This window comes from Saccharopolyspora soli, assembly GCF_022678645.1.
In the GTDB taxonomy this organism is placed as follows: domain Bacteria; phylum Actinomycetota; class Actinomycetes; order Mycobacteriales; family Pseudonocardiaceae; genus Saccharopolyspora; species Saccharopolyspora soli.
In genome coordinates this window covers 172,234-191,665 of sequence record NZ_JALBWV010000005.1, presented here as the reverse complement: position 1 = coordinate 191,665, position 19,432 = coordinate 172,234, and the positions used below count along the sequence as shown (strand labels likewise).

At 68.6% G+C, this 19,432-nt stretch carries 14 protein-coding genes; 9 read left to right on the top strand and 5 right to left on the bottom strand.

Going from position 1 to position 19,432, the window contains the following annotated elements:
- The first annotated feature begins 69 nt into the window (after positions 1-69).
- A complete protein-coding gene (locus MOQ72_RS05825; protein ID WP_242181033.1) occupies positions 70-993 on the top strand; it encodes an MBL fold metallo-hydrolase in 924 nt (307 codons plus the stop codon).
- A 62-nt stretch (positions 994-1,055) separates the two neighbouring features.
- On the opposite strand, the gene MOQ72_RS05820 is transcribed toward MOQ72_RS05825, so the two are convergent.
- On the bottom strand, positions 1,056-1,508 hold the full coding sequence (locus MOQ72_RS05820) for a winged helix-turn-helix transcriptional regulator (RefSeq protein ID WP_242181032.1): 453 nt from the start codon (positions 1,506-1,508) through the stop codon (positions 1,056-1,058).
- A gap of 54 nt (positions 1,509-1,562) precedes the next feature.
- Here MOQ72_RS05820 and MOQ72_RS05815 point away from each other — a divergent pair, with 54 nt between their 5' ends.
- Positions 1,563-2,519 (top strand): NADP-dependent oxidoreductase, encoded by a 957-nt coding sequence (locus MOQ72_RS05815; protein ID WP_242181072.1) that lies wholly within the window; start codon positions 1,563-1,565, stop codon positions 2,517-2,519.
- A 91-nt stretch (positions 2,520-2,610) separates the two neighbouring features.
- On the opposite strand, the gene MOQ72_RS05810 is transcribed toward MOQ72_RS05815, so the two are convergent.
- Complete coding sequence (locus tag MOQ72_RS05810) at positions 2,611-3,291, bottom strand: class I SAM-dependent methyltransferase (RefSeq protein WP_277953593.1); 681 nt, start codon at positions 3,289-3,291, stop codon at positions 2,611-2,613.
- Positions 3,292-4,093: 802 nt separating this feature from the next.
- Entirely contained in the window at positions 4,094-4,786 is a 693-nt protein-coding gene (locus tag MOQ72_RS05805; RefSeq protein WP_242181030.1) for a TetR/AcrR family transcriptional regulator, read from the bottom strand.
- A gap of 179 nt (positions 4,787-4,965) precedes the next feature.
- On the opposite strand from MOQ72_RS05805, the gene MOQ72_RS05800 reads away from it, so the two are divergent.
- Together MOQ72_RS05800 and MOQ72_RS45100 are read left to right on the top strand one after the other, a co-directional pair.
- Positions 4,966-7,668: an efflux RND transporter permease subunit gene (locus MOQ72_RS05800; protein WP_242181029.1), complete on the top strand. Its 2,703-nt coding sequence runs from the start codon at positions 4,966-4,968 to the stop codon at positions 7,666-7,668.
- Positions 7,669-7,686: 18 nt separating this feature from the next.
- Positions 7,687-9,639 (top strand): YhgE/Pip family protein, encoded by a 1,953-nt coding sequence (locus MOQ72_RS45100; protein WP_242181028.1) that lies wholly within the window; start codon positions 7,687-7,689, stop codon positions 9,637-9,639.
- 121 nt (positions 9,640-9,760) lie between these two features.
- Here the strand turns inward: MOQ72_RS45100 and MOQ72_RS05790 are convergent, their stop codons facing one another.
- A complete protein-coding gene (locus tag MOQ72_RS05790) occupies positions 9,761-10,933 on the bottom strand; it encodes an alpha/beta hydrolase (RefSeq protein WP_242181027.1) in 1,173 nt (390 codons plus the stop codon).
- A 219-nt stretch (positions 10,934-11,152) separates the two neighbouring features.
- Between MOQ72_RS05790 and MOQ72_RS05785 the strand changes: the two genes are divergently transcribed.
- Positions 11,153-11,884, top strand: coding sequence for a Type 1 glutamine amidotransferase-like domain-containing protein (locus MOQ72_RS05785; RefSeq protein WP_242181026.1), 732 nt, complete (start codon positions 11,153-11,155; stop codon positions 11,882-11,884).
- Positions 11,885-11,907: 23 nt separating this feature from the next.
- Here the strand turns inward: MOQ72_RS05785 and MOQ72_RS05780 are convergent, their stop codons facing one another.
- Positions 11,908-13,140 carry an acyl-CoA dehydrogenase family protein gene (locus tag MOQ72_RS05780; protein ID WP_242181025.1) on the bottom strand — a complete coding sequence of 411 codons (1,233 nt, stop codon included), beginning with the start codon at positions 13,138-13,140 and terminating at the stop codon, positions 11,908-11,910.
- 338 nt (positions 13,141-13,478) lie between these two features.
- Between MOQ72_RS05780 and MOQ72_RS05775 the strand changes: the two genes are divergently transcribed.
- The 4 genes from MOQ72_RS05775 (at position 13,479) to MOQ72_RS05760 (ending at position 19,236) form a co-directional block, all read left to right on the top strand.
- A complete protein-coding gene (locus MOQ72_RS05775; RefSeq protein WP_242181024.1) occupies positions 13,479-14,774 on the top strand; it encodes a PA0049 C-terminal domain-containing protein in 1,296 nt (431 codons plus the stop codon).
- Between the two features lie 615 nt (positions 14,775-15,389).
- Positions 15,390-16,574 (top strand): ROK family transcriptional regulator, encoded by a 1,185-nt coding sequence (locus tag MOQ72_RS05770; RefSeq protein WP_242181023.1) that lies wholly within the window; start codon positions 15,390-15,392, stop codon positions 16,572-16,574.
- A gap of 20 nt (positions 16,575-16,594) precedes the next feature.
- Positions 16,595-17,746 carry a Gfo/Idh/MocA family protein gene (locus tag MOQ72_RS05765; protein WP_242181022.1) on the top strand — a complete coding sequence of 384 codons (1,152 nt, stop codon included), beginning with the start codon at positions 16,595-16,597 and terminating at the stop codon, positions 17,744-17,746.
- On the top strand, positions 17,743-19,236 hold the full coding sequence (locus tag MOQ72_RS05760) for a sugar ABC transporter ATP-binding protein (protein WP_242181021.1): 1,494 nt from the start codon (positions 17,743-17,745) through the stop codon (positions 19,234-19,236). The genes MOQ72_RS05765 and MOQ72_RS05760 overlap by 4 nt, the downstream gene beginning before the upstream one ends.
- The last annotated feature ends 196 nt before the right edge of the window (positions 19,237-19,432 follow it).

Sequence of the window (19,432 nt, the reverse complement as noted above, 5' to 3'; positions counted from 1 at the left end):
GATCGCCGCGATCTTCGCGGACATACCATTGGGCCCGAGGAGTCGAGGAGGGCAAAACGGGGAGGTCCGGTGCCGGGAGCAGTAGGAGATCAGTCGTGCGTCCGCTCGCTCGAACTGGGCGGGACGAAGTTGACATACGTCGTTGACGGGGCCATGGCGATGTTCCCGTCCGAATTCTTCCCGGACGTGCCAGCCGAGTACTGGGCGAACCATCCGGAAGCGGTGGACGCGCGGGGCCGCGTCGCGATGTCGGCGGGCGGGCTGCTCGTCGAGCGAGACGGCCGGACGCTGCTCGTCGACGCCGGGTTGGGCGACTTCGACGGTCCCGTGCCGGTCGGCGACACCACGGTCGGCATCGGCGACTCAGGCGACCTGCCCGCCACCCTCACCGCGCTGGGCCGGTCGCCAGCGGACGTCGAGGCGGTGGCGTTCACGCATCTGCACATCGACCACACCGGTTGGGCGTTCGCGGCGAACGGGGACACCGGGCACCGCAAGTTCTTCCCGAACGCCCGCTACCTGGTGGCCGCCGAGGAGTGGGCACCGCACGGCCGAGGCGAGACGATCCCGGGTGCGCCGCCGCGCTCGGAGGTGATCGTGCCGCTCACCGGTGAGCACACGGTCATCGCCGACGGCGAGGAGATCTTCCCCGGCGTGCGCGCCCTCGTGACGCCGGGACACAGCCCAGGGCACACGTCGTTCGTCATCGCGGCGGGCGACGAGCGGGTGATCGTGTTCGGCGACGTCTTCCACATCCCCGCGCAGATCACGCATCCGGACTGGTCGTCGCGGCCGGACATCGACGCCGTGCGCGTGCTCGCCGCGCGTCGGCGGCTGGTCGCGGAGCTCGAACAGCCGGGCACGATGGGCTTCGGGTTCCACTTCGGCGATCAAGCGTTCGGCCGGGTGGTCCGAGGCGGCGACGGACTGCCGTCCTGGGAACCGGTGCCCGCCGAGGTCCTGCTGCCAGCGCCGCGCCTGCTGACCGAGTGAGCACCACTCGCCACGACCTGCGAACCAGGTTGTGACGGCACCAGCTGATCCCGAGCCCGACGTCACGGGTGCGTGGGGTGGTTGGTCCGCTGGTCGTAGTTGGCGCGGGCGTCGCAGATGGTGTCGAGATTGGCGTCCACCCAGGAGGCGAGGGCCTGCACGATCTCCAACAGGCTTCGGCCGGTGTCGGTCAGCGCGTATTCCACGCCCGGCGGAACCGTTGGGAAGACGGTGCGCGACACGATGCCGTCGCGTTCGAGATTGCGCAGCGTCGAGCTGAGCATCCGCTGCGTGATGCCGTCGCACAGGCGGCGCAGTTCGTTGAACCGCCGTGGCTGGCTGCCCAGCTTGCAGATGACGATGACGGACCACTTGTCGCCGATGCGCCCCAGGAGGCTGCGCACGAGTGCGGAGCGAGCCGCGTCGATGTCGCAGCCGGGGGCGGTTTCCCCCGAGGTACCAGGGGAGTTCGAAGTGCCTTCTTGAGCGGCAGCGGGGCCGGGCGGGATCCTCATCAGGACAGTATTCAACGAATACCTACCCGCTCGCCAGATACCGAATGGAACGTGATGAAGGCAGTAGCAGTGCCTGAGTACGGCGGCCCGGATGTGTTGCGCGTGGTCGAGATCCCCGAACCGCACGCTGGGCCTGGGCAGGTCCGGGTCCGGGTGCGCGCGGCGACGGTGAATCCCGCCGACACCCTGCTCCGGATCGGCGACATCGACTCGATGCTGGTCGGCAGGCTCACCCCGCCGTACCGACCCGGACTGGAGGCCGCCGGAATCCTCGACGAGATCGGCCCCGGCACCGCGACCGACCTGCGCATCGGGGACCGGGTGATGGCGATGGTCAGCCAGGTCGAGCCCTCGGGCGGTGCCTATGCGGAGTACCTGGTCCTGGCAGCCACCCAGGTCACCCGCGCCCCGGCCGGGACCAGCCACGTCGAGGCGGCGACCCTGCCGATGAACGGGCTCACCGCGCGCCGTGCCCTGGACCTGCTCGATCTCGCGCCCGGCGAATGGCTCGCGGTCACCGGAGCTGCCGGGGCGGTCGGTGGGTACGCGGTCGAGCTGGCCAAGGTGGCGGGCCTGCGCGTTGTTGCCGACGCGGCACCGGGGGACGAGGAACTGGTGCGCAAGCTCGGCGCCGACGCCGTCGTCCGCCGTGGGACCGGGGTGGGCGAGCGCTTCCGGGAGGCCGTTCCGGCTGGCGTCGCGGCAGTGCTCGACGCTGCGCTGCTCGGGGCCGATGTGGTGCCTGCCCTGCGCGACGGTGGGCAGGTGGCGATCGTCCGCCGTCCCGGAGAACGGGGCGCTGCCGCTGTCTTGACCGGTGTCACCGTCCGCGACGTGTGGGTTCCGGATTACCAACACGCCCGCGACAAGCTGGATGAGCTCCGCGTGCTGGTCGAGCGGGGACAGCTCTCGTTGCGGGTGGCCCAGGAGTTTCCCGCCGAGCAGGCCGCCGACGCGCACCGCCGACTCGAAGCTGGCGGCTCCCGCGGCCGACTCGTGCTGACCTTCTGACGCTCGGCTCGGCGGCGGAGGCCGCGGCGCACCTACGTTCCGCTGAGGATGTGCGTGTTGGCGCTGTGCTCGGTGTTGCGACCGCGGGCGGTCAGCGTGCGGATTCGGGTCGAATGGCGCGTCCTATCACGCGCGGTGCTATCGGACCGAAGCGTGCCCAGCTGAGCATGAAGGGAATGATCGCGACGATCTCGAACCCGGCTTCTTCGATGGCCGACACCGCGTCGCGGTTCGGGTGGCAGCCGCGGAAACAGCGTTGCCACAGGGGAGTAATGGTGTCCTGCATCCAGGCGGGGAACGGTCGGTCAGCTCGAACGTGTTCGTAGAACCGCAGTTCTCCTCCTGGGCGCAGCACCCGGTGCAGTTCCGCCAAGGCTTCGGCGGGCGAGGCGACCGTGCACAGCAGGAGCGAGATGACCGCGCCGTCCTTGCTGGCGTTCGGCGCGGGCAGCGAGTTCGCATGGCCGGGCACGACCTCTATTGGCACGTATGACATCGCCGCGGCTTTGACGGCTCTTCTGCGGTAGAGGGCGTTCGGCTCCACTGCGAGAACTTCGTCAACTCCGAACGGATAGTGCGAAAAGCTCACGCCGTTGCCCGAGCCCACTTCGATCACCTGTCCGCGCAGCCCCTCCAGCAGGCGTTCGAGCACCTCGGCTGGGCTGCTGGGTCTGTTGCGCGGGCGCGGTGGTCTGGAACGCGGTCGGGATGTGTAGAAGGAGAAAGCACCGTACGGCCACGGTGACCGGAGTTCGTCGAACAGGCCCGGCATGTCAATTCTCCACTGTTTCAAGGACTTCTCGGGTAGATCGCGGCCCGTGCTGATCCGCCGCCGAGATCTGTTGGATCGTCGACGATCAATGGTGGTTGCGAGCTGTGCGCCCGGAAATGCTGACCATCGGGCGAGATTCTCGACACCGGCTTTCTACTAACCACGATAGGGGTCGTGTGGTGTGGCGCAATGCGCTCGGCGTGAACCTTTGGCGCATTGGTGTTCTGGAGATCGCGAGCTTTCGGCACGCGGTGCGTGCGGCTGATGAATTTCCGCGAGCTGGAGCTGCGTCGGTCCGCGCCGCGGTGGGCGGCCATGGAGATTTCCCTTGTCCGCAGGTCGACTGTGAAACGCCGGGCGTGAAGATGGCGTGAGATCCGCGGGTACCCGCGCTGTCGGGTTCGTCGCTGGTATCGCATGGGCTGGTGGTGCGCACGACCCTGCAAGGGGTCGTTGTGCAACGTGTTCAGGTCTCGCGGGCTTCAGCACCCTAAACGGTCGGCTCGAACTCGCCTGTTGGCGCGCGAACGAGCCGGTGCGGCTAAGCGCGTGTCATCCGGCGACAGCACGTGCACCCCGATTTCGATGGCGTACTGCTGAGCCAGGTTCTCGACCTTCTGCCGGTAGTGCGCCGGAAACGGCTCGTCTCCGTGACACCGTCTGGGCCGGTCACCAGCCCAGGGGCTCGACGACACGATCACGGCATGGCTGGGACCCATCGTGCAGGACCTCCTCACCGGACCGGGCCGCAAGCCCGAAAGCTGACCGTTGTCACCGCGCCGGGCTCGGAATCTCGACGGCGTCACTTCGGGTCGGTGGGATGGAATTCGGTCAAGCGGTGGACCAGGGACGGCAGGGTGTTCATCACTCCGTCGCGGGCGGCGCGTTCGGCGTCTTCGGCTCCGGAGAGGATCGCTTCCTGCATCGCGGACTCGAACTGGTTGATCAGCAGTCGGGTCAGGTGCAGCGGGTCGATCAGGAAACGCAGGCCCACCGAGGCGAGCGCGGCTTGCACCATCGTGGCCAACTCGCGCTGGAAGGCGTGCGAACTCTCCAGGAACTGCGGCGCCACCGCCGGGTCGCGCATCGCCAACAACCGGAACTCGCTGTTGAGCAGGCACCATTGCCGGTTTTCCGGCTGGGCCGCCAGGATGTCGGCGATCACCTCTTCGATCAGCTCCGGATCGGGTTTCCGACCGGTGCGCCCGAGCATGGCGACCGCGTCGTCGAACCGCTCGCGCAGGTTCTCCAACCGAAGCCGGTTCTCCCGTTCGGCGAGGGCGAAGAACAGCTCCTCCTTGCTGGCGAAGTTGGAGTAGAACGCGCCGCGGGTGAACCCGGCGTCGTCGGTGACGGCCTCGATGGAGGTGCCGTTGATGCCGTGCTCGCTGAACTGCCGGTACGCGGCGTCCAGCAGCCGCTCCCGCGTCTTGGCCCGGCGCGCGGTCTTCCGCGTGCCACCTTCCGGCGCACCGGTGGCCTTGCTCGTGTTCACGCGAACTCTCCTCCTTGAGGGCTAAGCCCGGGACCAGCGGTTTCGACGCCGGAAGTGCAGCCAGGTGCGACAGCACCATGCTATCGGATACGCTCTTGTATCGGATACAGTGCTGTATCCAATTCCCCCGTCCCAGTGGCATGAGCCGGTCCGTCGCGTCCGGTGACAGGGAGTTCGGTGTGTCCTCGTTCCTCTACTCAGTCGGTCGCCGAGCGTTCGCCGCGCGCAAGACCGTGCTGGTGATCTGGCTGCTCGTGCTCGCTGTCGCCGGTGGCGGAGCGCTCCTGTTCAACAAGGGGCTGGACAACAGCGTCGCCATTCCGGGCACCGAGGCGCAGCAGGCGCTGGACCGGCTGTCGGTCACGTTCCCGCAGACCAGCGGCGCTTCCGCGCAGATCATCGCGGTGGCTCCGGAAGGGGTGCGGGATCCCGCCGTGCGCGCGGCCATCGATCATGCCGTCGACGAGCTCAACGGCATGCCCGAGGTCGCCTCGGTCATCTCGCCCTATGACGCGAACCTCGGCGGCGCGATCAGCGAAGACGGCCGGGCGGCCATCATCATGGCCCAGCTCGACGGTGAGGTGTCCACGATCGGTGAGCCCACCAAGGAGCACATCGGCGAGATCTCCCACGATCTCCAGGACCGCTTGCCGGAAGGGGCGCGGGCGTCCTACGGCGGGCCGCTGTTCGCGCAGGAATTCCCCGGCGTGAGCGTCACCGAGGCGCTGGGGCTGGTGATCGCGATCGTGGTGCTGACGATCACGCTCGGCTCGTTCCTGGCTGCGGGGATGCCGCTGATCAACGCGCTGATCGGGGTGGGCGTCTCCACCGCGCTGATCTTCCTCGCCACCGTGCTCGGGCCGATCACCGCCACCACGCCGCTGCTGGGGCTGATGCTGGGCTTGGCGGTGGGCATCGACTACGCGCTGTTCATCGTCGCCCGCCACCAGCAGGAGCTGACCCGTGGTGTGCCGCCGCAGGAAGCCGCCGCGCGGGCTACGGCTATCGCCGGATCAGCGGTCATCTTCGCCGGGCTTACCGTGATGATCGCGCTGGCCGGGCTCGGCGTGGCGGGCATTCCCTTCCTGACCACGATGGGCATCGCGGGCGCCGTCGGGGTCGGCATCGCCGTGCTGGTGTCGGTGACGCTGATGCCCGCGCTGCTGGGTTTCGCCCGCAACCGACTCCGGCCGCGACAGCCCATGAAGCGGGCCAAACGTCCGTTCGGTGAGCGCTTGTTCAGCCGTTGGGTGGGCGTGCTGACCCGCTTCCCGCTGGTGACCGTGCTGGTGGTGGTCGGTGTCCTGGGCATTGCGACCCTGCCTGCCGCCGGGTTGCGGCTCGCGCTGCCCGATTCCGGGGCGCTGCCGAAGGAAGACCCGGCCCGAGTCACCTACGACCTGATCTCCGAGCACTTCCCGAAGGGCTTCAACGGCCCGCTGATCGTCACCGGCAACATCGTCACCAGCACCGACCCGCTCGGGCTGATGAACGACCTCAAAGCCGAGATCGAGAAGCTGCCCGGCGTGGCCGACGTGCCGCTGGCGACGCCGAACCCGACCGCCGACACCGGCATCGTGCAGGTCATCCCGGAAGGTGCGCCGGACTCCGAGCAGACCAAGCAGCTCGTCGACGAGATCCGTTCGCTGCGCGGGCACTTCCTGCAGACCTACGGCGTGGACATCTCGGTGACCGGCTTCACCGCCGTCGGCATCGACGTCTCGGACAAGCTCGGTGCCGCGCTGCTGCCGTTCGCCGTGGTCGTGGTCGGGCTGTCGCTGATCCTGCTGACGATGGTGTTCCGCTCCATCGCGGTGCCGATCAAGGCGACGCTCGGCTACCTGCTCAGCATCGGCGCTTCGCTGGGCATCGTCACGTTGGTGTTCCAGCACGGCTGGCTGGCCGACTGGTTCGGCGTGGCCCGCACCGGCCCGGTGATCAGCTTCATGCCGATCGTGCTGATGGGCGTGCTGTTCGGGTTGGCCATGGACTACGAGGTCTTCCTGGTTTCGCGGATGCGCGAGGAGTTCGTGCGCACCCGCGACGCCCACGGCGCGATCAACAGCGGGTTCGTCTCCTCCGCCAAGGTCGTCACCGCCGCCGCGCTGATCATGTTCGCGGTGTTCATCGCGTTCGTGCCGGAAGGCGACGCGAACCTGAAACCGATCGCGCTCGGCCTCGCCGTCGGCGTTTTCGTCGATGCTTTCGTCGTGCGCATGACGCTGGTCCCGGCAGTGCTGGCGCTGCTGGGGGACCGGGCTTGGTGGATGCCGCGAAAGCTGGACCGCGCGCTGCCGTCCTTCGACGTGGAAGGCGAGAACCTGCGGGAGGAACTGGAATTGGCCGACTGGCCGCGTCCGGGCTCCGACGAGGCGATCGCCTGCGAAGGACTGCGGCTGGCCGACCCGGCCACCGGCGAACCGGTCTACCGCGACGTCGGATTCCTGGTGCCGCGCCACGGGGTGCACGTCGTGCGCGGCCCGCAGGAGTCGGCGATCAGCTCGCTGCTGCTGACCTTGTCGGGCCGGTTGAAACCGGACGCGGGCAAGCTGAAGGTCCTCGGCTACGTGTTGCCCGCGCGCGGCTCGTCCGTGCGCTCGCGCGTCGCTTACGTCGACGTCGGCGAAGGCGGTGCGGAGTCGGTGCGGCACGCGCTCGCGGAGAACCCCGCGATGCTCGTGCTCGATCGCACCGACCGGGTCGCCGATCCCGCCGAGCGGTTGGAGATCCGGGAGTTGCTCTCCAGCTCCCGCGCCGCCGTGCTGGCTGGCACCACCGGCCTGGCCGAGGTGCGCGACATCCTGCCCGCTGCCCGTTCGGTCACCGAGCTGCGCGATGACGCGGCCGACATGCCCGAACTCGTCTCCGGCGCGATCCGCTAGAAAGCAGAGGAAATCACTGTGCGCACGTCGCCGAAGGAGCGGTCGAGCCACCGCTCCCGCTTACTGCCCCTGCTCGGCCTGCTGCTGGTACCGCTGGCCATCGCGGGCCTGCTCACCTGGTCGCTGGGCAAACCCGAGGACCGGCTGAAGGACGTCAAGGCCGCGATCGTGAACAACGACGAACCGGTGCAGGTCAACGGCCAGCTCACCCCGCTGGGGCGGCAGTTGTCCGCGAAACTGGTCGGCGGCGAGATCAAGAGCAACTACACCTGGGAGTTCGCCACGCCGGAGACGGCGCGCGAAGGCTTGGCGGACGGCAGCTACGCCGCGGTGGTGACCATCCCGAAGAACTTCTCCGCGGCCGCCACTTCGTTCTCCGGCGATCCGGCGCAGGCCAAGCGCGCCACGATCGACGTCAGCACCGGGGACCGCAGCCGCCTCGCGGACGAGGCGATCAGCCGGGTGGTGACTGCCACGGCCGCGAACCTGCTCGGACAGCAGTTGACCACGACGTACCTGGACAACGTCTACGTCGGGTTCAACACGCTGGGCGACAAGCTCGGCGACGCCTCGAAGGGCGCGACCTCGCTGGCCGACGGCGCCAAGCAACTCGCTGGCGGAACCGACCAACTCGCGGGCGGCGCAGGCGAACTGGCGAATGGATCGCGGGCGCTCGCCGACGGGCTCGGCGCACTCGACGACGGCGCGGGGCAATTGGCTGCGGGCGCGGGCGCGTTGAGCGGCGGGCTCAACCAGATCCAGCAGCAGACCGCCCAATTGCCCGGCCAGGTCGGCACGTTGGCCGATGTCTCCGCGCAGCAGGCGCAGGGCATGCAGCAGCTCAACAGCGGGCTGCAAGGCATGTCGCAGAACCTCGCCGAGCTGTCCGAGCAGTGCCCGGTCGGCGTGCTGCCGATGTGCAACCAGCTCGCCGTCCAAGCGGCGACCGCGCACGCGCTCGCCGACGGCGGCGGGCAGTTGCAGCAGGCCAGCAACGGTGTTTCCGGTGGCCTGAGCGCAATGGCCGGGCGCACTCCGGAGTCCGGGGGCGGGCTGCCCGCGCTGGCGGGCGGCATCGATCAGCTCGCCGGGGGAGCCGAACAGCTGGGCAGCGGCGCAACGCAGCTCGCGGACGGGCTGTCGCAAACCAGGACTGGTGCCGACCAACTCGCCAGCGGCGCACAGCAACTCGCCAACGGCACGCAAGGGCTCGCCGACGGCGCGCGGCAACTCGGCGACGGCTCGGGACAGCTCTCGGACGGTTTGGGCCAAGCGGTGGGACAGCTTCCCAAGTACCCGGACGGGGACCGGGAGAAGCTGGCAGAGGCCGTGGCGAACCCGGTCACGACCGCCGGGGGCACCACCCTCGGGTTCGGCTCGTCCGGCCTGTCGCTGTACGCGGTGTTCGCGCTGTGGGTCGGCTCGGTGATCACATTCCTGGTGCTGCGCCCGCTGCCGGAGCGGACGTTGGAATCGACCAGGTCGTCCTTCCGGCTCGCACTAGCGCAATTCCGGCTGCCCACCGCGCTCGCGGTGGTGCAGGGTCTGCTGGTGGCCGTGGTTGTCGGCATCACCGGCGAGTTTTCGGCGGGCCAGTGGTTCGGTTGCGCCGGGTTGCTCGTGTTGACGGCGGTGGCGTTCAGCGCGGTCAACCAGGCGCTGGCGGCGGCGTTCGGCGGCATCGGGCGGTTCGCGGCGATGTTGGTGGGACTGATCGTCCTGGCCAACGGCTTCATCGCCGCAGTGCCCGCCGTCCTCGGGTCGCTGTCCGAGGCGCTGCCGGTCGGCCCCGCGCAGGACGCGCTGCGGGCGATCACCGGCGGGCTCAACCCGGACGGCGGGCCGATCGCACTGCTGGTCGTCTGGGCGCTCAGCGGCCTGGCGGTGACCTACCTGGCCATCGACCGCCGACGAACAGCCCGCGCCACCGAGCTCCGCCCGGCCTACCGCCTCCGGAAGGGCCTGGCGTGATCGGTCATTCCTGCTGATCCATTGTGGACGCGCCCACCGGCACAAGGCGCAGTTCTTCAAGTGGTTACTGCTGAATCCGGATGGAGGCCGTGTGCCGCGGCGCGCGGCCTCCACGCATCGCTCAGCGGCCGCCGGCCAGCTGTGTGGATTGGACGACTCCGGTGTGCTGGCCTGCGATTGGTTGTTGCTGCAGCCAGTTCGCCGTTACCTGCTGGAGCATTCGGTACTGCGACTCGTTGAGTGCGAAGTGCGAGCCGCAGTGCACCTGCAGGTACAGCTTCTCCCGCGAACCGAGGTCGTTGTAGAGCTGGTACACCGATTCCGGTGGCACGGTGCGGTCGAGGTCACCGGCGATCAGCAGCGTCGGGGCGGAAACCCGAGCCGCGGCCGCCTGGTTCCAACCGGTGTTCACCGACATCGGGCGGCGGATGAAACCCACACCCCAGGTCGCGGCGACCGGGTCCGCGGCGAGGTTCTGCTGCCACATCTGTTCCTGCGCGCCCGGATCGACTTGGCCGGGGCACTGCGCCGGGTCCACCTCGGCGTTCCAGCGGGTCAGGAACTGGTCGTGGTTGGACACCGTGTACGGCGCCCCGTCCGGCTGCTCGGCGGGCGGGGAGTCGGGCGAGGTGGGCGCGTACGCGGGTGCGAAGAGCACCAGCCGGTTCACCTTGTCCGGATGCGACGAGGCGTAGCCGCCGGTGCGCATGCCGCCCATCGACCAGCCGACGAGGTTGACCTTGTCCACGCCGTCGCGGGCGCGGACCCAGTCGACCACCGAATCGAGCGCGCTCCACTCGGCCTGGTTCGTGCTGAGCACCTTGGCGTAGCTCGGGTCGCCGCAGGGCTGCGGGGTGACCGGGCCGACCAGGTCCTGGTCGCTCGCGCTGAGGTTGCACGGATCCTCCATCGGCCACGGGCGCGATGAGGGGCCGTATCCCTCCATGTCCATCGTGTACACGTCAAAGCCTTGCCGGGCAAGGAAATCGGTGTAGCTGTAGTCCTGGTAGCGCAGGTTGAACGCGGTCTCGGTCGGGTATGTCGCGCCGTGCACGATCACGACCGCGCCGCGGCTGGCCCCCTTGTCCTCGGCAAGTCGGGTCTGCTGCACGTAGAGGTGGTCGACCTGGCCCTTGATCACCGGGATCTCGGATGTGTGCACCACGTAGTGGTCGGTGGTTTCCAGGGGCTCGGCATGCGCCTTCGGTGCCGCACCCGCCAACCCGGGCGTGCCGACCAAGGCGAATACCGTCAGAGCAAGTCCCGAAGCGACGGTGCGCAGTCTCCGCTGCATCTGGCCTTCTTCCGTGATATGGAGTTATGTTTCCGTGATGTTACGGCCTCGTGGTAGCAGTGTCAACGATCGCAGAAGTCCTGTTTGTCCTGCGGTTGCTGGGTTTTCACGGATATCTGTCTCATGTGGACGAGATCGGGGATGAGGTGTCGTCCTACCACTACGCTTCCGGAACGCTCCGCTGCACGAATGAGGTGTGGTCGCCGGTAGTCTCGGCGCGTGCCTGCTGACGTTCCGACGATTCTCGCCACCTCGGGTGGTTTTCGAGCCTCCGCGCGGCTGCAATGGGAGGTCGGCCCGTTGACCCGATACGCTGTCGATCTCGCCGGAGCAACCGGTCGGGCGCCGCGCGTGTGCTTCCTCGCAACCGCCTGTGGTGACGACAACCGCGTGATCGCGACCTTCTACGACAACGCATGGCGCGAGGGGTGGGCGGCCAGCCACCTCGCCCTGTTTCCAAGGCCGAACGTCAGCGACCTTCGCGAGCACCTGCTGGCCCAAGACCTGCTGTGGGTGTGGGGAGGCAGTGTCGCCGGACTGCTGGCGATGTGGCGTCTGCACGGCCTGGACACCGTCATCCGGGAAGCATGGCAGGCTGGCGTCGTCCTCACCGGCGTATCGGCTGGCTCGATCTGCTGGCACGTCGGCGGGACCACCGACTCATTCGGTCCCGCGCTCCAGCCGGTGACGAACGGGCTCGGCCTGCTCCCGTGGTCGAACGGCGTCCACTACGACAGCGAACCCGAACGCCGACCGCTGTTCCAGTCACTGGTCGCGTCCGGTGCGCTGCCTCCTGGTTACGCCACGGACGACGGCGTCGGCTTGCTCTACCGCGGCACGGAACTGGTCGAAGCACTTGCCGAGCACAACAACGTTGGTGCGTACCAGGTCGAACCCGGCCCTGACAACACTGCCGTTGAAACACCCCTCGACGTCCGCAGGATCAGTTGAGCTCGCGGGTCGTGCTGCTTGGATCAGGTGTACGGGGTGGGGTCCGGGAGTTGGCCGAGGAGGGTGTAGCGGCCTACTTCCACGCGTTTGTAGGCGACCGGGTCGTGCAGGCTGTGCGTGCGCAGGTTGCGCCAGTAGATGTCCAGGCCGACAGAATTGGCCGTGGCTCGGGCTCCGGTGAGTTCGTAGATGCGGGTGCTCGTTTCCAGTCCGACATCGATGGCGCGTTGTTTCGCGGCGGCGACGAGGACTGCGGCTTGGCCGCGTTGCTCGGCGGTGACGGATTGCCGGTCAGCGTGCAGCAACCGCGCGAGGTTCGCGCTCGCCGTGTCGGTCAGGGCTTCGGAGGCCCAGAGCTTCGCTTGCAGGTCGCCGTATCCGTCGAGGATGTAGAACTCTTCGGCTCCTGAGTTCTTGTTCTCCTTGCCGTAGGGCCAGGGGCGGGTGTGTCGGCGTGTGTAGGACGCTCCGGCGCGCAGGGCGGCTTGCGCGATGCCGAGGTAGAAGTTCGCGAACACCAGGTGCAGCGCGGGTACGTGGAGCGTGCCGTAGGCCGATGGCTGGAACTGCTTGTCGACATATCCTGCCGCCGCTGACCAGGGCACCCGCACCTCGTTGATCTCCACGCTGCCGGACTCGGTGAGTCGTTGCCCGAGGTTGTCCCAGTCGTCGCCGAAGACGATGCCGTCCTGCATGGAGGGCACGATCGCGAAGACGTTCTGGCCGCTGGTCTCCAGCACGCCTTCGAGCACGGTGAGGTCGGAGACCTTGCTCCCGGTGGAGAAGTACTTCTTGCCGCGGAAGACGAGTGCCTCGCCCTCATCGGTGACGGTCAGCTCGTGGTCGCGGGGATTGACCACACCGCCGAAGAAGTAGTTGTTGGTGGTGTAGAGCCGCTCGACCTCGGTGATCTGTTCGGGTGTGCCGACCAGTCGCATGGCCCACGACCAAACGTAGTGGTGACCGAGCAGCTGTCCGATGGAGCCATCGCCGACGGCGACCTCGCGGACCACGCGGTAGGCGGTGACCCAATCCTGCCCGGCGCCACCGAATTCGGTTGGACCGAGCAGCGTGACCAACCCGGCGTCTTTGAGCAGCTGGACCTCGTCGTACGGGGTGGCAGCGGCGCGGTCGCGAGCGACGGCGTCGGCGGCCAGGAGCGTGGCGACCTCGCGCGCGCGGCTGATCCATTCCTCGGCGGTGGCTGGAGCCGGTTGGTCGCTCCAGCGCGGCGGGGCGGTCTCAGTGCTGCTCAAGGTAATTCCTCCTGAAGAGATCCCGGATGCGTCCGGTAGCGAGAAAACCACCATCGAGCGAGACGCGTGCCAGTGGGTCCCGACTGCCACGAGAACTCCGTGAACGCGGCCGTTCAACTGCATGCCAACGACGTTCGCGGTGCCCGAGATCGACCGGCGGTTTGCCCAATGTGTGCCCAGTTGGCCGGTTGGCGGGCATTTTGGACGGTGTCGCCCCTGGCTTTGTGTCGATCTTTCCGGTCAAATGGAGCCCGTTGATCGGGCTGCTAGTTGGCCCGGCGCTGGCGGAAGGACCTCATGTGCGACCGTTGATCGGCCTTGGCGCAACCTGTTCGGTCATGCTCGCGACCCTGACGCTGCTCTCGCCCGCGGCGGTCGCCGCGACACCCCGAGCGGACTGCGTCGATCCCAGCGTCCAGCCCACCGTCGAGGAACAGCGGCTGACCGCGGAAGTTCCCCAGCAGATCCTGCGCGCGAGCGGGTTCGACGACGTCGGCCCCCGGTTCGCGGCGCGGCTGTGCTCGGTGACCGACCAGGACGACGCCGAGGAGCTGATCGCGACCGAAGGCGACCGGCTCTGGGAACGCGCCGTGGCGCAGGCCCAGGGGGACGCCGTGGGCGGGCTGCCCGCCGGGGACGATCGTCCGCTGTACTGGGCGCGGTTGACGATGACCAAGGCACTGCGGCAGTGGAAGTCGGAGTTCTCGCTGGACCAAGGGGAACGCGACGCCCTGCTGTGGTCGCTGGAACAGCACTCGCGCGGGCAGACCTCGATCGACTTCCCGCCCAGCGACGGGATCAAGCGGGTCCTGGTCAGCGGCTTCGACCCGTTCCAGTTGAACGACGACATCCGGCGGAGCAACCCGTCCGGCGCCTCCGCGCTCGCCCTCGACGGCACCGTCGTGATGACCGACGCAGGTCCGGCGCGGATCGAAACCGCGATGTTCCCAGTGCTCTGGACCCCGTTCGAACAGGGCATGGTGGAAAAGACCTTCCTGCCGCACCTGGTGCCCGGACCGCGTCAGGTCGACATCTTCGTCACGGTCAGCCAGGGTCGCCCGGACCGCTTCGACGTCGAGCACTGGAACGGGCGCTGGCACCAGGGCGTCGACAACAACGACGAGACCCGGCTGGGAACCATCAGCGTTCCGGAAGGCATCCCGACCGTCACCCCGGCGCCGGAGTTCGTTCCCACCACCCAGGCGTACGCCGACATCGTGCGGGCGGACACCGGGCGGTTCCCGGCATACCACAACACCGAGGTGACCGAGATCCCGGCGGGTCAGACGGAACCGGTCGACCAGCCGGACGGCCCGACGCCGGGCTCGGTGGCGCGAGCGGGTGGCGGCGGCTCCTACCTGTCCAACGAGATCGCGTACCGCACGACCCTGCTGCGGGATGCTCTCGGCGTGCAGCTGCGCGGCGGCCACGTGCATACACCGGTGCTCACCTTTGCGCCGGACAACCTGACCGAGGTCACCGACCCGGTCTTCGAGCAGAACCTGCATGACATCGTCTCGCAGGTGCGCAACATCGTCACGGTCGCGACCGGAGCCGATGGCACTGCCTCCGTCCTCGACCTGCCTCGGTCGCCGCGCGACCACACCGGTCGACTGCCGGAACCGTCCATGTGACGACGGGGATCCGATGCGGTGAGCGGCTCATGACAGTACCGCCCCTCCGCGATTTTCAGTGGTGGTCGCGTCCCCCCAACCTCCCGTTTCGCGGTTTCTTGTGGCTGGTTTGCGTCACGGTCCCCTGAGATGCGGTTGAGGAGGACTCGGGTTGACACAGGGCTACTCATGGCCCAAGCGGGCCATGAGCCGCTTTCCGTCGCGCTGGGCGTGCGTGGGCGGCACGTCGGTTTGTCATTTTCGTTCCTTCCCAGCACGCTGTCCGGGAACGACCGCGGGTGCCACTCGGACGTGCCGTGTTGGGGCTGTTCGGCGCAATGGCCGATAGGGCATTGGGTCACGGAGCCGATTTCGCGAGTTTCGTCCGGTTAACGGTGTATCCGCTGCGTTACGCCATATCCATTGTGGACATCCTGGTCCCGTTGTATCGGAACTGATCAGTTCGATAGCGATTTCCCAGGCATGCGGCGGGACTCCGAACGGCCCTGCGCGGTTGCCGCCGGTCGGGCAGCGGACATCCGGGCGACTTCGCGGATTTCACCTTGACTGCGCGGAAAACTGTTCGCTTACTCTGTGACGGACTTCATACGCTTCGTGCAAGAAGTGGGGTAGTCGGTGCAACCAGAGAACGCCCACCAAGCCCGCGTGCTCACCTCGTTGCGGTTCAACGGACCGCAAGCCGCGGCTGAGCTGGCCGCGCAGGTGTCGCTTTCCCGCTCCAAGATCGGCCAGGAGCTCGCCCGGCTGCAGGAGCTGGGATTCGTGGAGCGGGCGGGCAAAGCCGCATCGCAGGGCGGTCGGCGATCCGGGCTCGTGCAGTTGTCCCGGCGGCTGCGCTTCATCGGCGTCGACATCGGCGCCACCTCGCTGGACGTCGGCGTCACCGACGGTCGGCTCGAACTCGTCGCGCACACCAGCGAAGCCATCGACATCAAGGACGGGCCGGAGCCGATCCTGCGCCGCGCCGGGGATACGATCGACAAGCTGCGCGCCGACGGGCACCTGCCCGAACTCGACGGCGTCGGCATCGGCGTGCCCGGACCGGTGAGCTTCCGCGACGGTTTCACCGTCTCCCCGCCGATCATGCCCGGTTGGCACCGCTACCCGGTGCGCGAGCACTTCATGCAGCTCCTGGACTGCCCGGTGCTGGTCGACAACGACGTCAACCTGATGGCGGTCGGCGAGATGTACTGCGGGCTGGCCCGCTCGGTGCGGGACTTCCTGTTCGTCAAGATCGGCACCGGCATCGGCTGCGGAATCATCACCGGCAACCGGGTGCTGCGCGGCAGCAACGGCAGCGCTGGCGACATCGGGCACATCGCCGTGCACGACACCGGACCGGTGTGCAGTTGCGGCCGGACCGGTTGTCTGGAGGCCTGGTTCAGCGGTGCCGCCCTGTCCCGTGACGCCACCGCGCTCGCCCGCAGCGGCGAATCCCCTGGCCTGCAGGAACTTCTCGGGGACCGGGGGGTGCTCACCGCGCGCGAGGTGGATGTGGCGATGCGGGCCGGTGACCCGCAAGCCCTCGGACTGGTGCGGGACGGCGGTCGGCGGCTCGGCCGGGTGCTGGCTGGCCTGGTGAACTTCGTCAACCCCGCGATGATCGTGGTCGGTGGCGGCGTGGCCGGACTCGGGCACCCGCTGCTGGCCGAGGTGCGCAGCGAGTTGTACCGGCGGTCCACACCGCTGGCCACCAGCAATCTCCCGGTCGTGCTGTCGGAATTGGGCGAGCGCGCTGGAGTCGTCGGAGCGGCCGGACTGATCAGCGATCACGTGCTCGGCGTCAGCCCCGCGTCGTGACCAACGGCAGGAGGACGGGAATGAACACACTCGGTGTCGCCTTGGTGGGCCACGCCTTCATGGGAGCGGTCCACTCGCACGCGTGGCGAACCGTGGGCAGGGTCTTCGACCTCCCGGTCCGACCGGAGATGGTGGTGCTGTGCGGGCGGCGCAAGGACGCCGTGCACGAGGACGCCGCCCGCTTCGGGTGGGCCGAAGCCAGCGACGACTGGAAGGCGGTGCTGCTGCGCGACGACGTGCACGTGGTCGACATCTGCACACCGGGTGACAGCCACGCCGAGATCGCCACCAGCGCCTTGGAAGCTGGCAAGCACGTGCTGTGCGAGAAACCGCTGGCGAACTCGGTGGCCGAGGCGGTGGCGATGGCCGAAGCGGCGGATCGCGCGCGGCGCAGCGGGATCCAGGCGATGGTGGGCTTCAACTACCGGCGGGTGCCCGCGTTGGCACTGGCGCGCGAACTGATCGAGCAGGGCAGGCTGGGGCAGATCCGGCACGTGCGAGCCCAGTACCTGCAGGACTGGCTGGTCGATCCGCGGGCACCGCTGACCTGGCGGTTGCAGGCCGAGCGCGCCGGTTCCGGCGCGCTGGGCGACTTGGGCGCGCACTTGGTGGACCTCGCCCAGTTCCTGGTGGGCGACGACATCATCAGCGTCTGCGGGTTGGTCGACACCTTCGTGCCGGAACGCCCGCTGGTCGACGATGCCGAACGCACCGGACCGGTCACTGTGGACGATGCGGCGCTGTTCACCGCGCGGTTCCGGGATGGCGCGCTCGGGACCTTCGAGGCGACGCGCTACGCCACCGGCCGCAAGAACGGGCTGCGCATCGAGATCAACGGCAGCACCGGCAGCCTCGCGTTCGACTTCGAGTCGATGAACGAGCTGTCCTTCCACGATGCCACCGAACCGGCCGGTACCGCTGGATTCCGGCGCATCCTGGCCACCGAACCCGACCACCCGTACCTGAGCGCCTGGTACCCGCCGGGGCACCTGCTCGGCTACGAGCACACCTTCACCCACCAGCTGCGGGATCTGCTCATCGCGATCGCCAGCCGAACCACCCCGAGCCCGGACTTCGCCGCCGGACTGCGGGTGCAGCGGGTGCTGGACGCGGTGCAGCGCAGCGCCGCCCACCACAGCAGGTGGATACCGGTGGAGGAGGCGAGCAGATGACCCAGCTGCTGGAGATGACCGGCATCGTCAAGCTATTCCCGGGTGTGCGCGCGCTCGACGGGGTGGATCTGCGGGTGCGGGCCGGGGAAGTGCACTGCCTGCTCGGGCAGAACGGGGCTGGCAAGTCGACGCTGATCAAGGTGCTCTCCGGGGCGCACACCCCGGACGGTGGCACGATCCGCTGGCAGGGCGAGGTGATCGAGCTGCCCTCGCCCGCCGCCGCGCTGCGGCGCGGGATCGCGGCGATGTACCAGGAGTTGGACCTGGTCCCCGGCCTGAGCGTCGCGGAGAACATCTTCCTCGGGCACGAACGCGCCACCGCCGGGTTCAGCCGTCGCGGCCAATCTCGTGGTGCAGCGGCGCAACTGCTGGTCCGGCTCGGGCATTCGGAGATCGACCCGGATCGCGAGGTGGGCGCGCTGTCGGCCGCGCAGCGGCAGCTGGTGTCGATGGCTCGGGCGCTGGGCCACCGGGCGCGGCTGATCGTGATGGACGAGCCCACGGCCGCGCTGTCGGTGGGCGAGGTCGACAACCTGTTCCGAGTCATCGGCGAGCTCACCGCGGACGGCGTGGCGGTCATCTACATCTCCCACCGCATGGCGGAGATCCGGCGCATCGCCAACCGGGTCACGGTCCTCAAGGACGGCTGCACTGTCGCTGCCGGGTTGCCCGTCGCCGACACCACGACCGGTGAACTCGTCTCGCTGATGACCGGCGGTGCACCGCCGGAGGTGGCGGCGGTCGGCAGTTCGGCGACCGACCAGCCGGTGCTCGAAGTGCGCGGGCTGAGCCGCCGCGGCGAATTCGCGGACGTGGATTTCACCGTGCACGCTGGCGAGATCTTCGGGCTCGCCGGTCTGGTCGGCTGCGGCCGCAGCGAACTGCTGGAGGCGATTTTCGGCGCCCGCACGCCGGATTCCGGAGAAGTGCGGGTGGCCGGTCGCCGAGTCCGGCCGGGCAGCGTACCGGCGGCCGTGGCCGCGGGAATCGGTTTGACGCCGGAAGAGCGCAAGAGCCAGGCCCTGCTGCCGCAGATGCCGTTGGCGGCCAACGTGACATTGGCTTCGTTGCCGCACTTCAGCCGGTTCGGCTTCATCCGGCGCGTGGCCGAGACCACCGAAACCCAGCAGATCACCGAGCAATTGCAGCTGCGGCCCGCCGAGCCCGACCGGCAGATCTCCGCCTTCTCCGGCGGCAACCAGCAGAAAGCCGTGATCGGTCGGTGGGTGCTGCGCGGGTGCCGGGTGCTGCTGCTCGACGAACCCACTCGCGGTGTCGACGTTGGAGCGCGGGCCGAGTTGTACGCGCTGATGCGGCGGCTGGCGGCCGAAGGGATCGCGATCGTGGTCGTCTCCAGCGACATACCCGAGGTGCTGGCCCTGGCCGACCGGGTGCTGGTGCTGCGCGACGGCGCGGCAGTGTGCACGGCGGCCGCCGGGGAGCTCACCGAATCCGACGTGTTGGACCTGGTCATGGAGGAGGCCGCATGAGTGACAACTTCGCTTCCCGCTCACGTGGCCGACCAGGTGCGGGTGTCCCGCAAGACACCAAGGAGGCCGCATGAGTAGCCCGGTGTCAACCCCAGTGCTCCTCGACCGCGCCTCAGGGGACCGTGACGCAAGCCAGCCACGAGAAACCGCGAAACGGGAGATTCGTGCTGGACGCCACCACCACTGTGAATCGCGG

What these genes read in the sequence shown, in the direction of transcription:
- MOQ72_RS05820 (WP_242181032.1), bottom strand. Translation starts at nt 1,508, where the DNA reads ATGAGGATCCCGCCCGGCCCCGCTGCCGCTCAAGAAGGCACTTCGAAC.
- MOQ72_RS05815 (WP_242181072.1), top strand. Translation starts at nt 1,563, where the DNA reads ATGAAGGCAGTAGCAGTGCCTGAGTACGGCGGCCCGGATGTGTTGCGC.
- MOQ72_RS05810 (WP_277953593.1), bottom strand. Translation starts at nt 3,291, where the DNA reads ATGCCGGGCCTGTTCGACGAACTCCGGTCACCGTGGCCGTACGGTGCT.
- MOQ72_RS05790 (WP_242181027.1), bottom strand. Translation starts at nt 10,933, where the DNA reads ATGCAGCGGAGACTGCGCACCGTCGCTTCGGGACTTGCTCTGACGGTA.
- MOQ72_RS05775 (WP_242181024.1), top strand. Translation starts at nt 13,479, where the DNA reads ATGCTCGCGACCCTGACGCTGCTCTCGCCCGCGGCGGTCGCCGCGACA.
- MOQ72_RS05765 (WP_242181022.1), top strand. Translation starts at nt 16,595, where the DNA reads ATGAACACACTCGGTGTCGCCTTGGTGGGCCACGCCTTCATGGGAGCG.
- MOQ72_RS05760 (WP_242181021.1), top strand. Translation starts at nt 17,743, where the DNA reads ATGACCCAGCTGCTGGAGATGACCGGCATCGTCAAGCTATTCCCGGGT.